We start from the raw sequence: 13,010 nt of genomic DNA on the forward strand, positions 1-13,010 counted from the left end.
CCGGTTGCGCTGGCCGGAACGCATCGTTCGGTCGCGCGGCCGCGAGTGTGTTCCCCTAGGCAGATGTCGGTGGCAGGTGTCAATGGGAGGGATCCGGTGGAAGGGGCCGGGCGGCCGGGACCGCTCAGGGCAGCCGGACGACCTGGGCGCCCCACGTGAGCCCCGCGCCGAACCCGAGGAGCAGTGCGAGGCCGCCGCTGCCGACGGAACCCAGCTCCTTCAGGCGCGCCAGGGCGAGCGGGATCGAGGCGGCGGAGGTGTTGCCGCTGTGCGCCACGTCGCGGGCCACGGCGACGCTGCCGGGCAGGTCCAGCCGCTGGGTGATGGTCTCGATCATGCGCAGGTTGGCCTGGTGCGGGACGAAGGCGTCGAGCTCGCCGGGCGTGACCCCGGCCGCTTCGAGGGCCGCCCGGGCGACCGGCGGCATCTCCTCGATGGCCCAGCGGAAGACTTCGGGGCCTGCCATCCGCATGACGGGCCACGGCTTTTCCGGATCGCCTCGGAACTCGTCCCAGGTGGCGTCGTGCGCGATCAGGCCCGCGCGGCTGCCGTCGGAACCCCAGACGACCGGGCCGATCCCCTCGTCGTCCTGCGGGCCGACCACCACCGCCCCCGCCCCGTCCGCGAAGAGGATCGCCGCCGACGGGTCCTCCGGTGCGACGATGTCCGTCATCCGGTCGGAGCCGATGACCGCCACGTACTGCGCCGATCCGTCGCGCACCATGGCCGCGGCGAGCGCCAGTGCGTAACAGAACCCTGCGCAGGCGGCGTTGAGATCAAAAGCGGCGGCGCGTATTCCGAGCCGGTCGGCGATCTCCCCGGCACCCCCCGGGCTCTGCCGCAGATACGACATGGAGGCCAGGATGACGGCCCCCAGCTTTCCGGGCGCGATTCCCGCGTCGGCCGCGGCCTTCCGCGCCGCTTCCACCGCCATATCGGTCACCGATTCGCCCGCTCCGGCATATCGGCGCTCGACGATGCCGGTGCGGCGCTCTATCCACTCGGCGGTCCGGCCGGTGCGGGCCGCCACTTCCTCATTGCCCACCACCCGGTGCGGGCGGTACGCACCGATACCCAGAATTCCGACGCCGTTCACCGCAGTTCGCTGCGTCAATGCGCGCATACAGGCCCCCCCAAGCCACCTCTGACGTGTCGGCGGCGAGACTATCCCCGGGTGGGTTGGACGACGCAACCCACTGCAGCGCAGAGTATGCGTGTCGAACGTCACTCCGGGCCGGGGATTCACTTGTGTCGTGACGCGGGTCACAAAATTTTTTCCTTGCTTGGTGACGCACCGCCCTTCTACGGTCACTCGTGTGATCCAACTCGGAACAATGAATGGCTTGTTGCCAAGGACCGAGCACCACCACGGAATTCCGTCCCTCTTCCGTACTGCCGCCGCCCGGCCGGCGAACGGGTCGGAGGGGCCATGACCAGTACCGCTTCACCGCTTTCCCCGGTGGCGCTCCTCGACCGGCCTTCCGGCGAAGGGATCGCCGCCGGAACTCATCTGCACGGCTTCGGCGGCTTTCACGGCGGCCTGACGCTGGCGCTTCTGGCTTCGGCGATGCAGGATGCCGCAGGAGAGGTGGCACCCGGCCTCCGGCTGCAGAGCGCAACGGCGCGTTTTCTGCGGCCGATCGGCGACGATTTCCGGCTGGAGACCTCGGTGCTGCGCGCCGGGCGCACGCTCACTACGCTCGGTGGCCGCGCGGTCACCGATAAGGGTATTCACGTAGAGGGATCGGCCGTCTTCGGGAATCCGCAGCCGGCCGACTGGCAGCCGTTCGCGCCGGCGGCTCCCGAAGCGCCGGCTCCGGAGGAGTGCGACGTCTTCGTCATTCCGCCCGAATTCGTCGCCATTTCCACCTACCTGGAGATCCGGCCGGTCGGGCCCAACCGTCCCTACGCGGGCGGCACCGAGCCCGAACTCATCGCGTGGATCAGGATCCTGGAGGACGAGCGTCCACCGGACGCACTGCGTTTTGTGTTCCTGATGGACGCGCTGGCTCCGTCGTACGCGGCGGTGCTCTCGACGCTGGCGCTGGTGCCCACGGTCGAACTCACGGTCCGGCCCGGCGCGCAGCTCGCGCAGGCGTCGTCTCCGTGGATCCTGCTGCGCGCACGGACCCGCTCCGCGACCGCCGAGGGCTGGGTCGAGGAGGAAATCGATGCCTGGGGCAGGGACGGGGCCCACCTCGGCTCCGCACAACAGCTCCGCATCGTCCGTACCGGCTGACAAGGGCGACAGCCGACGGTACGGCGCACACCACTTTTTTGCGGGCCGCGCACCGGTGACACGGGTGCGGCCCGCTCACTGAACTGAACTTTCACGGGGGCGTTGTGGACCACATAGCGGGGCGGACCCGTACCTCATTGCCGGGGCTGCCCGGCATCCTCCGGGAACGGGCCGCCGGACCCCGGCGCACGGCCTTCCGCTTTCTCGCCGACGGCACCGGAGACGAGGCCGTCGACTGGACTTACCACGAGGTGTACGAACACGCCGGCCGTATCGCCGCGGATCTGCTGGACCGCGAACTCACCGGGCGCCGCGTGGTGCTGGCGCTCGATCCCGGTCTGCACTACATCGCCGCGCTGTTCGGGATATTCCGTGCCGGCGCCACCGCGGTGCCGTCCTTCCCGCCCACCGGGAAGCGCGCAGTGGCCCGCTTCGCCTCGATCGTCGTGGACAGCACGCCCGATGTGATCATCGCCGACCGGCGGCTGGAGGGGCGCGCCGCGCAATTCACCGCGGAACTCCCCGATACGGTGCGCCCGCCGCAATGGCTGTTCGTCGACGACGCGTACTTCGGCGGCCCGGCGCCCGCCGGCACCATTCCCGACGCCGTTTCCGAACCGGCCCTGCTGCAGTACACCTCCGGCTCCACCGGCGACCCCAAGGGAATCGTGCTCACCCACGAGAACCTGGTGAGCAACTGCCGCGCCCTGGAAGCCAACATGGGGTACGAGGCCGACCGCGTGGGCTGCACCTGGCTGCCGCCCTACCACGACATGGGCCTGATGGGCACGATCATGCTCGCGGTGCACGGCGGCTGGCCCTTGGTGCTGATGTCGCCGGCGCACTTCGTCCAGCAGCCGTACCGCTGGCTCAAGGCGATCACCGACCACAAGGTCACCATTTCCGTCGGGCCCAACTTCGCTTTCGACATGTGCACTTCGAGTATCACCGATGACGAGCTGGAAACCCTCGACCTCAGCACGCTGCGCCAGGTGTTCTGCGGATCCGAGCCCGTATCCAGGGTAACCCTCGACAGGTTCCGCGAGCGATTCGGCCCCCGCGGCTACGACGAGACGTCCCTCATTCCCTGCTACGGCCTGGCCGAGGCGACGCTCTACGTGTCGGGAAAGCCCACCGGCACCCCCTTGCGGACCGAACTGCTCGACAAGGAAGCCCTGGAGAACGGCATCGTGCGCCGGTTCGAGCCGGGGGACGCTCAGGCGGCAGCCGGTCAGGACGCGGCGCCCGGCCGGGTCGCGCACATCGTCAGCTGCGGAACCGTCGCCGACGGGCATCAGGTGACCGTCGTCGACCCCGAAACCCTGCTGCCGGTCCCCGCAGGCCGGGTCGGGGAGATCTGGGTGAACGGCCCCAACGTGGCCCACGGTTACCTCGGCCGTACGGAGCTCACCGCCGCGACCTTCACGGCGCGCACGGCCGGCGGCGGAGCGGAGACCCACCTGCGCACGGGCGACCTCGGATTCCTGCTCGACGGCGAGCTGTTCATCACCGGGCGCCTCAAGGACCTCGTCGTCATCGCCGGCCGCAACCTCTACCCGCAGGACATCGAGCTCAGCGTCCGCCAGGCGCACGAGAAGGTGCGCGGCTGCGCCGCCTTCTCCGTCCCCGGCGAGCAGGGCGAGGAGCTCGTGGTCGCCGCCGAGTACCGCGGCACCGCACGCCAGCTGGCCGCGGAGGGGGCGGCCGTGCTGGAGGCGGTGATCGCGGCGGTGACGGCCGAGCACGGAGTCCGGCCCGCCGACGTCCACTTCGGCCCGGTCGGCGCGATCCCCATGACCACCAGCGGCAAGGTCCGCCGGGACGCGACACGCAAGGCCTATGTCCAGGGGACGCTCAAGAAGCTCGCCCCGGCCGCCGACGACATGCCGCAGGCCGTGCGGTGACGGGAGCCCACCATGACGATTTCGCCTGAGTCACCCGGGGCCGCCGCATCCGGTGCCCCGCGCACCTCCCGCCCGGCCGCCGCCCCGCAGGCCGCGGGCGGCGACACCGACGCCTCGGCCCGCCGGCTGGCCTACCTCACGGTCGGCGTGCCCACCGCGGGCTTCGCCGGCGCGGTCGTCTTCGCGTACCACTACGGATTCACCGGGGTCGACCTCGGCCTGCTCATCGGGATGTACCTGCTGACGTCCCTGGGCGTCGAAGGCGGCTTCCACCGCTTCTTCTCGCACCTGTCCTTCGCGGCCAAGCCGGGGGTGACCGCCTTCTGGGGCATCGCCGGCAGCATGGCCGCGCAGGGCCCGGTCGTCTTCTGGGTGGCGACCCACCGCCAGCACCACGCGTTCACCGACCGCGACGGCGACCCGCACTCGCCCCGGCCGATGCAGGACGGGCGCAAGTACCCGCGGCTGCGCGGACTGTGGCACGGACACGTCGGCTGGCTCTTCACCGTCCGCCGGCAGAACTGGAGCCGTTACGTCCCGGACCTGATGAAGAACCGGCTCGTGATGAAGATCAACGAGTACTACTTCGTCTGGGTCCTGGCCGGACTCGCCCTGCCCGCGCTGCTGGGCTGGGCGCTCACCGGCGGCAGCCTCCGCGGAGCGGCCGGCGGGCTGCTCTGGGGCGGTCTCGCCCGCATCTTTCTCCTCGACCACGTGACCTGGAGCGTCAACTCGATCGGGCACACGCTGGGCAGCCGCCCCCACCGCACCAGGGACAACAGCCGCAACGTCGCGACGCTGGCGCCCTTCTCGGTGGGCGGCTCCTGGCACAACAACCACCACGCCCAGCCCGCCCTGGCCCACAACCGGCACACCTTCTGGCAGATCGACATCGCCGGCGGGTTCATCCGGCTGCTGGACGTCCTGGGCCTGGTCACCAACGTCCGCTATCCCAAGCGCGCACGGTCCGAGCAGCACTCCAAGTAGCACTCCGAGCAGAAAGGGAGCGGCCCCGTGTCTTCCGCAACCGCCGACCCGCTCGCGGCGGCGATCGTCAAGCTCGACCCCGCCAGCCGCCGCATCAAGCGCTTCTCCGCACTCACCACGATGACGCTGCCCCTGATCGGCACCGCCGTCGCGGCATGGTTCCTGTGGACCGGCAACTACACCACCACCGACCTGGTCATGTTCGTCGTCATGTACTTCGTGCACATGGGCGGCATCACCATCGGCTTCCACCGCTACCTCTCGCACAAGGCGTTCAAGACCTCGCCCGCGTTCGAGGCCGTCATGATGGTCACCGGGTCCATGGGGGCCCAGGGCCCGCTGATGTTCTGGGTCACCACGCACCGCCGCCACCACCGCTTCAGCGACCGCGAGGGCGACCCCCACTCGCCCAACCTGCACGGCTGGAGCCTCAAGGCCCGGATGCGCGGGCTGTGGTACGCGCACATGCCGTGGATGCTCAGCGACGAGACCTCGAAGTGGAGCGTCTTCGCCCCCGACGTCCTGCGCGACCGCCGGCTGATGTGGTACCACCGCACCTACCCGGCCTGGGTCCTCACCGGCCTGCTGATCCCGGCCGTCGTCGGCTTCGCCGTCGAGCAGACCCCGATGTCGCTGCTGACCGGCCTGGTCTTCGGCGGATTCGCCCGCATCTTCGTGGCCAACCAGGCCGCCTGGTGCGTCGGCTCCATCTGCCATGCGATCGGCAGCCGCCCCTTCGACAACAAGGACCGCAGCGCCAACAACTGGCCCGTCGCCGCCTTCACCTTCGGCGAGGGCCTGCAGAACAACCACCACGCCTTCCCGGGCTCGTACCGCCACGGCGTGACCTGGTGGGAGCCGGATCTGAGCGGCTGGCTCCTCTTCGGCCTGGGCAAGGCCGGCGTCGTCTGGGACCTGCGGGAACCGGACAAGGCCACCATCGAGCGCAAGCGCGCCATGAAGCAGGCCGCGTGACCGCAGCTGCCCCCGCAGCAGTGTTCCACCCGCAAGAGCGCAAGAGCTTTCACCCTCGCACACCAGCAGGAGCGTAACCATCATGTTCGGACGCAAGAAGGACGCCCAGCAGATCCAGGGCCCGCTCACGGAGGAGTCCCTGCGCCAGTGGCTCGTCGAGCACCTGGCCAAGCGCATCGAGGCCGCGCCCTCCGACATCGACACCCAGAAGTCCTTCGAGGCCTACGGACTCGACTCGCGGGTCGCCGTCCAGGTCTCCGGCGCCCTGGAGAAGGTCGTCGAGCGCCGGCTCTCGCCCGGCCTGCTCTACGAGCACCAGACCATCGACGACCTGAGCAGCTATCTGGCCCAGGAACTCCGGCTGACCCGCCGGACCGGCTGAGCCCGGCCGAGAGAGGACACCACGACGATGGGGGCATACAACTTTCCGTCCGCTCCGGACAAGGCGTTCGAGGACTTCAAGCGCAAGTCGGAGCAGATCGAGGGCGAACGGCTCGCGGGGGCCATCCCGAGGGAGTACTTCGAACCACAGGTGGGCCGCGGCCTGCTCGGCTTCGCCGTCAGCTGGGTGCTGTATATAGGTGCCCTCGTCGGCATCGCGTTCTCACCCCACTGGCTGCTCTGGATCCCGTTGTGGATCGTCGCCGGCCTGGGCGGCTGGGGCCTGCACTGCATCGCGCACGACTGCGGGCACGGCTCCTTCTCCCGCTCGCGCAAGTTCAACTTCGCGATCGGGCACGTCTCGCTGCTGCCGCTGATCTACCCGTTCCACGCCTGGCGGCACGTGCACAACCTGCACCACAGCCACACCAACAACCTGGAGCTGGACACCGACTGGCGTCCGGTCCCGGCGGCGCTCTACGACCGGATGCCGCTGCACGAGAAGATCATCTACCACGGGACGCGCACCTGGGCGTTCTGGGGCGGCACCATCAACTACTGGCGCGAGTCCGGCTTCCGGCCCAGCTACTTCCCCAAGCGGGAGGCGCGCCGCGACGTCCGCCGGTCGATGCTCTTCGTCCTGGCCGTCATGGTCGCCTACTTCGTGCCGCTGATCTGGTTCACCGGCTTCACGGGCTTCCTGATCTACTTCGTCGCCCCGTGGCTCGCGACCCACGCCTGGTTCAGCGCGACGACGCTGATGCACCACAGCTCCAGCGACATCCCGTACCTCACCAACGAGCACTGGACGCGCAACGCCAGCCGCCTGCTGGTCACCACCGACTTCGTGTACCCGAAGTGGCTGCTGTTCCTCACGCACAACATCTCCATCCACACGGCCCACCACGTCGCCCCGGTCGTCCCCTTCTACAACCTGCAGAAGGCGCAGCGGGCCCTGAAGGACGCCTACCCGGGCATGGTCCGCGAGGAGCGCGTGAAGCTCCGCCAGCTGAGCACCATCATCCGGCGGCTGCACTTCTACGACACCGAGTCGGGCTTCTACACCGACTTCAACCGGACCACGATCGCCCCGGCGGACGCCAAGCCGGTGACGGTGAAGTCGCCGTCATGACGCCCCTCGTCCTGAGAAGGCTCGCCCACGCGGCCGCCGGTGCCCTCGCGCCCGGACCCGGCGGCCGCTGGGCCACCGACGTCTTCAGCCGGACCCGGGCCATCGGCACCCGGCCCGACAACGTCCTGCCGCTCGGCGCCCGGGGCTTCGACATCCTGGGCAACCCCGACGTCAGCGGCGGATACCTGTGGGGCGACGACGACCGGCCCACCGCACTCCTCGTGCACGGCTGGGGAGCCGACAGCAGCAGCATGTACTCGCTGATCGCCCCGCTGCGTGAACTCGGCTACCGCGTGGCCGCGTTCGACGCTCCGGCCCACGGCGTGAACCGCGGCACGCAGGCCACCATGACGCAGTACACGGCGGCCGTACGCGCCGCCCTGGACTCGCTCGGCGGGGCCAAGGTGATCGTCGCGCACTCCCTGGGCTCCATCGCCGCCGTCGGCGCGGTGGCCCTGGAGGAGCGGCCGGACGTCGACTGCATCGCCCTGGTCGCCCCGACCTGCACGCTGACCGCGGTGCTGGAGCGGTGGTCCCGGAGCGAGCTGATGCTCTCGCGCGCCGTCGTCGACCGCATCTACCGCGAACTGCACCGCCGCAACGGGGTGCCCGTCAGCCACTGGGACGTCGTCGGCCTCGGCCGTGAGCTCGACGTCCCCGTACTGGCCCTGCACGACCCCGAGGACCCCGTCGTGCCGTACTGCGAGGCCGAGGCCATCGCCGCCGGCCTGCGCGACGTACGGCTCCAGCAGGCCCCGGGCCGGGGCCACATGGGGATCCTCATGTCCCCCGAAGTGAAAAGCGCCATCTCCGTGTTCGTCGCCGAACACGGAACGAGAACTGGAGAGACCATCCCGTGAGCGAAGACGCCGGGAAAAGGGCATGGATGTGCCTCGTCTGCGGCTGGGTCTACTACGAATCCCTGGGACTGCCGGAGGAGGGGATCGCGCCCGGCACGCCCTGGGAGGAGATCCCGGACGACTGGGAGTGCCCGGACTGCGGGACGACCAAGGCCGATTTCGTCATGGCACCGCTGTAGACCGCCGTAGACCGCTAGGAGAAGTGACATGACCACACCGGTGATGGACCCCGGTCAGGCGATGATGACGCTGCTGAGCCCGGCCGGGAAGCGGGACCCCTACCCGCTCTACGAGGCGCTGCGCTCCTACGGGCCGCTGCTGCCGCTCGGCCCCGGCCAGCTGGTGGTCACCGGGCACGCCGAGTGCGCCCGGGCGCTGCGGGAGCCGGCCCTCCTGTCGACCGACGGGTCCGTGCAGGACACGATGATGCCGGGCTGGCGCGACCACTCCTCCTGGGTGTGGCTCACCAAGAACATGCTCTTCAGCAACAACCCCGACCACGACCGCTACCGGCGCTTCTTCAGCGTCGGCTTCACGCCGCGGCGGATCGCGGCGCTGCAGCCGGCGGTGGAGCGCCTCATCGGCGGGCTGGTGGACCGGCTCGCCACGCTCGGCGAGGACGGGAACCCCGTCGACTTCATGGCCGAGTTCGCCTTCCGCGTGCCGATGGCGATCATGGGCGAGCTGCTGGGCATACCCGAGGAGGAGCAGGCGGGGTTCCGGGGCCACATCGGCGCCATCACCACTGCCCTGGAGCCCATCCAGGACCTCGCCCAGCTCCGGCCCGGCGACGCCGCCATGGAGGAACTGGCCGTCTACTTCGCAGACCTCGTCGCCAAGCGGCGGGCCGAACCGGGTGACGACCTCGTCAGCGAGATGGTCCGGCAGCTCGACACTACCGGCGGCATCAGCGAGGAAGAACTCGTTGCCAACTTCATGCTGCTGCTGGTCGCCGGCACCGAGGCGCCGATGGACCTCATCGGCAACGCGCTGCGGCTCGCGATCGAGCACCCGCAGTACGCGGACGCGCTCCGCGAGGACGACTCCCTCGCGGAGGGCTACGTGGAAGAGGTGCTGCGCTTCGACCCCGCGGCGCAGGCCCTCAACCGCATGGCCGTCAAGGACATCGACTTCTTCGGCGTCCCGCTGACCGCCGGTACGAAGGTCACGCTCCTGATCGCCGCGGGCAACCGCGATCCGCGGCAGTACGCCGACCCCGGCACGTTCAACCCGTACCGCAAGGGCAACCACGCGCTGACGCTCAGCGGCGGCGCGCACTACTGCCTCGGCGCGGGCCTCGCCCGCATGCAGGCGGAGACCGCCCTGCCGGCGGTGCTGCGCCGCTTCCCGGGGATCGCCCTAGCGGGAGAACCGACGTTCCGCGACCAACTGGTCCAGCGGGGCTTCGCCACGCTCCCGGTGAAACTGGCCTGAACCGGGGGGCCTCCGGCCCGGCCCGTGGATACCCGCACGAACAACTCCGCCGCGGCGGTGCTCAGCCGCCTACGGCGGTGTCCGGCGGTGCCGTGCTCACTTCAGGTGGGCTGGGCACCGCCGGTCGCGTGTCGGGTGGCTGAGCGCCGTCGCGGCGGGTCCGAGGTGCGGGGCACCAGGGTTACGGTGGGGCAGCCGGCAGCCGGCAGCCGGCAGCCGTCAAGGCCGGAGCGCTGCCGGGCTCTGCAGCAGTTCCGGTGCACCGCACACCCCCCTCCGCCGCAGCGGTGCTCAGCCCCTACGGCGGATTTCGGCGGTGCCGTGCTCACCTCGGGTGGGTCCGGCACCGCCGGTCGCGTGTCGGGTGGCTTGGCGCGGTCGCGGCGGGTCCGGGGTGCGGGGCGCCGGCGTTCCGGTGGGGTTGCGGCAGTGGGATCCGGGGCGGGCCCCCTGGCGCGAGCGCGCCGCAGGCGGCGGCGCATGATGGCCCGGTGAAGCAAGAAACCGCACGTTACAGCCTGTGGTCGCCGCCGACCTTCGTCACGGCGACCGGGGCCCTCGTGGCCGAGGCGACCTTCGCTGCCGCTCTGTTCGTCCTGTGGACGCTGGTGTATCCGGACGCCGGCCCGGGCTCCGGCTCCGGCTCCGACTCCCTCGATCCGTCCGAGGAGGACAGCGGCGCCTTCGGCATCCTCTTCCTCCCGTTCTTCGCGGCCGCCTGGACCCTCGTGGCGGCTTTCCTGGCCGCAGCGCTGGTCGTCCCCACCGCCGCACTCGCCCGCTGGGCGGGAAGCCGCCCGGGCCTCGGCGGCGCCCGGCGGTGGGCGCCCACCGCCGCCGCACCCGTCGCCGCTGCCGCCGTCGCCGCAGCCGCGGTCCTGGCCGCGGTGCTGATACCGGGTCACGCCGACGCCCTCACCCGGCATCCGGTCACCTGCCTGTGGTGGTGGCTGGGCGTGACGGCCGCCGTCGCCCCCGCCGCCCTCCTGACCCTGGTCACCGACCGTCGCGCCGCATCGGGGCGCCGGCCCTGGCGGCTCCCGCTGTGGCTGCTGGGCGGCGGCTGCGGCGGCCCGCTCATCGCCTTCGTCCTCGTGATCGTGGTGGGGATGGTCGTCAACCTCGTCAACGACTGACGCCCCGGCCCCGCCCCGCCCCGCATCCGGCATCCGGCGTTCGACGCACCGTCAGGACGGCCGCACCAGGCCCTTTTCGGCCGGTGCGGCCGTCCTGCCGTATGCGCCCCGTGACGCCTACATCACACCGGCACACCCCGGGGAACGCTGTATGCTCACGTCAGTTGGAAAAGCCAACTCACTAGCGAGGAGAGCGATGACTCAGACTGCCGCCGGACAGGCGGGCATCGCGACGAAGCCCGCCTTCGGACCGGTGTTCGCCGTCGTAGTAGCCGGGGTTGCGATGTCCAACCTCGACATGTTCATCGTCAACGTCGCCTTGCCCGACATCGGCGCACAGTTCTCCGGATCCTCGCTGGCATCGCTGTCGTGGATCCTCAACGCCTACGCGGTGATCTTCGCCGCGCTGCTCGTCCCGGCGGGCAGCCTCGCCGACCGCACCAGCCCCCGGAACGCCTACCTGCTGGGCATCGCCGTCTTCACCGTCGCCTCCGCGCTGTGCGCCGTCGCGCCGGGCGTCTGGCTCCTGGTCGCGGCCCGCGTGGTGCAGGCCGTCGGCGCGGCCATGCTCATCCCCTCCTCGCTGGGCCTGCTGCTCGCCGCCGCCCCGCCGGAGAAGCGGATCCCCGCCGTCCGAGGCTGGACCGCCATCAGCGGCCTGGCCGCCGCCCTCGGCCCCGTCATCGGCGGCCTGCTCACGCAGCTCGACTGGCGCTGGGTCTTCCTCGTCAACCTGCCGATCGGCGTCTTCGCCCTCCTCCTCGGAGCCAAGGTGCTGCCGCGCATCGCGGCACGCCCCGCCGCCGCGCGGCTGGACCTGACCGGCGCGGCCCTGCTCACCCTGGGCATCGCGGTCCTGGCGCTCGGCCTGGTCAAGAGCGAGGACTGGGGCTGGACCTCGGGCAAGGTGCTCGGCTCGCTCCTGGTCGCCATCGCGCTGCTCGCCGCCTTCGTCTACAGCTCCGCCCGCCACGCCTCGCCGATCCTGCCGCTGGGCCTGCTGAGGATCCCCGCCGTCGGGCCCTCGACGTTCGCGAACCTCCTGTTCGCCGTCTCCTTCGGCGCCATGCTCCTGTCCGCGGTGCTGTGGTGCCAGCAGGTGTGGCACTGGTCGCCGCTGAAGACCGGTCTCGCCATCGCGCCCGGACCGGTCCTCGTCCCCGCCTTCGCGATGGGCGTGGGCCCCGTCATCAAGAAGTTCGGCTCCGCGGCGGTCTCCGCGGTCGGCTGCGTGCTCTTCGGCGCCGGCATCGGCTGGTGGATCTACCGCCTCGACACCGCGCACGAGTACGCCGCGGGCCTGCTGCCCGGCATGCTGCTCACGGGCATCGGCGTCGGCATGGTCGTCCCGACCCTCGTCGGCGCCGCCGTCTCCGCACTGCCGCCGCAGAGCTTCTCCACGGGCTCGGCCGTCGTCACGATGGCCCGTCAGGTCGGCTCCGTGCTGGGCGTGGCCCTGCTGGTGGCCTTCATCGGGGCCCCCTCCGGCGCGGACGAGGCCGTCACGGCCTTCGACCACGGCTGGGCCTTCATCCTCGTCGCGACGGCCGCCGCGGCCCTCGCCTGCCTGTTCATCCCCCGCCCCAAGCCAGCCGCGTAATGCCCTGACGCTCACAGGACAGCGCGGCACACGAGCCGGGCGGTCCGCGCGGAAACCCCCGACCGCGCGTGACCGCCCGGCGTTTTTCATGCCCGGATCCCCGACTCTGCGTCAGGAGTGATTCACATCACAGTGGGGCGGAGCCGGGAATTCCGGCCTATGACCGCCGGTTGGACGCCGAGCGCCCGTTGGATCATGGCCGGAATCGTGCGGCGGCGGGATTCCGCTTTGCCTCCGGGGTCGGAACTCCCCTCCGGGGGGACAGGGGGCCGGGTGCGTGCGGGTGTGTTGAGACGAGGGGTGAAGCGGGCATACGGTCTGTTTCGCAGTGGTGCGGGCACCGTTGACGCCGGACGCCGTGG

General features: G+C 70.9%; 12 protein-coding genes. 11 read left to right on the forward strand and 1 reads right to left on the reverse strand.

What is annotated here, in order from left to right:
• Positions 1 to 124 precede the first annotated feature (124 nt).
• Complete coding sequence (locus IE241_RS03610) at positions 125 to 1,123, reverse strand: beta-ketoacyl-ACP synthase 3 (RefSeq protein ID WP_190020072.1); 999 nt, start codon at positions 1,121 to 1,123, stop codon at positions 125 to 127.
• Between the two features lie 306 nt (positions 1,124 to 1,429).
• On the opposite strand from IE241_RS03610, the gene IE241_RS03615 reads away from it, so the two are divergent.
• From IE241_RS03615 to IE241_RS03665, 11 genes are all read left to right on the forward strand, one after another.
• On the forward strand, positions 1,430 to 2,239 hold the full coding sequence (locus IE241_RS03615) for a thioesterase family protein (RefSeq protein WP_229898719.1): 810 nt from the start codon (positions 1,430 to 1,432) through the stop codon (positions 2,237 to 2,239).
• Positions 2,240 to 2,343: 104 nt separating this feature from the next.
• On the forward strand, positions 2,344 to 4,143 hold the full coding sequence (locus tag IE241_RS03620) for a fatty acyl-AMP ligase (RefSeq protein ID WP_229898720.1): 1,800 nt from the start codon (positions 2,344 to 2,346) through the stop codon (positions 4,141 to 4,143).
• A 12-nt stretch (positions 4,144 to 4,155) separates the two neighbouring features.
• Positions 4,156 to 5,130: an acyl-CoA desaturase gene (locus IE241_RS03625; protein ID WP_190020073.1), complete on the forward strand. Its 975-nt coding sequence runs from the start codon at positions 4,156 to 4,158 to the stop codon at positions 5,128 to 5,130.
• Positions 5,131 to 5,157: 27 nt separating this feature from the next.
• Positions 5,158 to 6,105 carry an acyl-CoA desaturase gene (locus IE241_RS03630; RefSeq protein WP_229898721.1) on the forward strand — a complete coding sequence of 316 codons (948 nt, stop codon included), beginning with the start codon at positions 5,158 to 5,160 and terminating at the stop codon, positions 6,103 to 6,105.
• 82 nt (positions 6,106 to 6,187) lie between these two features.
• Positions 6,188 to 6,487, forward strand: coding sequence for an acyl carrier protein (locus IE241_RS03635; protein WP_190020074.1), 300 nt, complete (start codon positions 6,188 to 6,190; stop codon positions 6,485 to 6,487).
• Between the two features lie 27 nt (positions 6,488 to 6,514).
• A complete protein-coding gene (locus tag IE241_RS03640; RefSeq protein WP_190020075.1) occupies positions 6,515 to 7,618 on the forward strand; it encodes a fatty acid desaturase in 1,104 nt (367 codons plus the stop codon).
• On the forward strand, positions 7,615 to 8,478 hold the full coding sequence (locus IE241_RS03645; protein ID WP_190020076.1) for an alpha/beta fold hydrolase: 864 nt from the start codon (positions 7,615 to 7,617) through the stop codon (positions 8,476 to 8,478). Before IE241_RS03640 ends, IE241_RS03645 begins: the two co-directional genes overlap by 4 nt.
• Positions 8,475 to 8,657, forward strand: a complete 183-nt coding sequence (locus tag IE241_RS03650) for a rubredoxin (protein ID WP_373300557.1) — start codon at positions 8,475 to 8,477, stop codon at positions 8,655 to 8,657. Before IE241_RS03645 ends, IE241_RS03650 begins: the two co-directional genes overlap by 4 nt.
• Before the next feature lie 28 nt (positions 8,658 to 8,685).
• Positions 8,686 to 9,912, forward strand: a complete 1,227-nt coding sequence (locus tag IE241_RS03655) for a cytochrome P450 (protein WP_190020077.1) — start codon at positions 8,686 to 8,688, stop codon at positions 9,910 to 9,912.
• Positions 9,913 to 10,403: 491 nt separating this feature from the next.
• A complete protein-coding gene (locus IE241_RS03660; protein WP_190020078.1) occupies positions 10,404 to 11,048 on the forward strand; it encodes a hypothetical protein in 645 nt (214 codons plus the stop codon).
• 196 nt (positions 11,049 to 11,244) lie between these two features.
• A complete protein-coding gene (locus IE241_RS03665) occupies positions 11,245 to 12,648 on the forward strand; it encodes an MFS transporter (RefSeq protein WP_190020079.1) in 1,404 nt (467 codons plus the stop codon).
• Positions 12,649 to 13,010: the final 362 nt, after the last annotated feature.

This window comes from Streptomyces hiroshimensis, assembly GCF_014650335.1.
GTDB lineage: Bacteria > Actinomycetota > Actinomycetes > Streptomycetales > Streptomycetaceae > Streptomyces > Streptomyces hiroshimensis.

Excerpts from the sequence above, each read along its gene's own strand:
- IE241_RS03610 (WP_190020072.1), bottom strand. The coding sequence starts at position 1,123 with ATGCGCGCATTGACGCAGCGAACTGCGGTGAACGGCGTCGGAATTCTG.
- IE241_RS03615 (WP_229898719.1), top strand. The coding sequence starts at position 1,430 with ATGACCAGTACCGCTTCACCGCTTTCCCCGGTGGCGCTCCTCGACCGG.
- IE241_RS03625 (WP_190020073.1), top strand. The coding sequence starts at position 4,156 with ATGACGATTTCGCCTGAGTCACCCGGGGCCGCCGCATCCGGTGCCCCG.
- IE241_RS03635 (WP_190020074.1), top strand. The coding sequence starts at position 6,188 with ATGTTCGGACGCAAGAAGGACGCCCAGCAGATCCAGGGCCCGCTCACG.
- IE241_RS03640 (WP_190020075.1), top strand. The coding sequence starts at position 6,515 with ATGGGGGCATACAACTTTCCGTCCGCTCCGGACAAGGCGTTCGAGGAC.
- IE241_RS03645 (WP_190020076.1), top strand. The coding sequence starts at position 7,615 with ATGACGCCCCTCGTCCTGAGAAGGCTCGCCCACGCGGCCGCCGGTGCC.
- IE241_RS03655 (WP_190020077.1), top strand. The coding sequence starts at position 8,686 with ATGACCACACCGGTGATGGACCCCGGTCAGGCGATGATGACGCTGCTG.
- IE241_RS03665 (WP_190020079.1), top strand. The coding sequence starts at position 11,245 with ATGACTCAGACTGCCGCCGGACAGGCGGGCATCGCGACGAAGCCCGCC.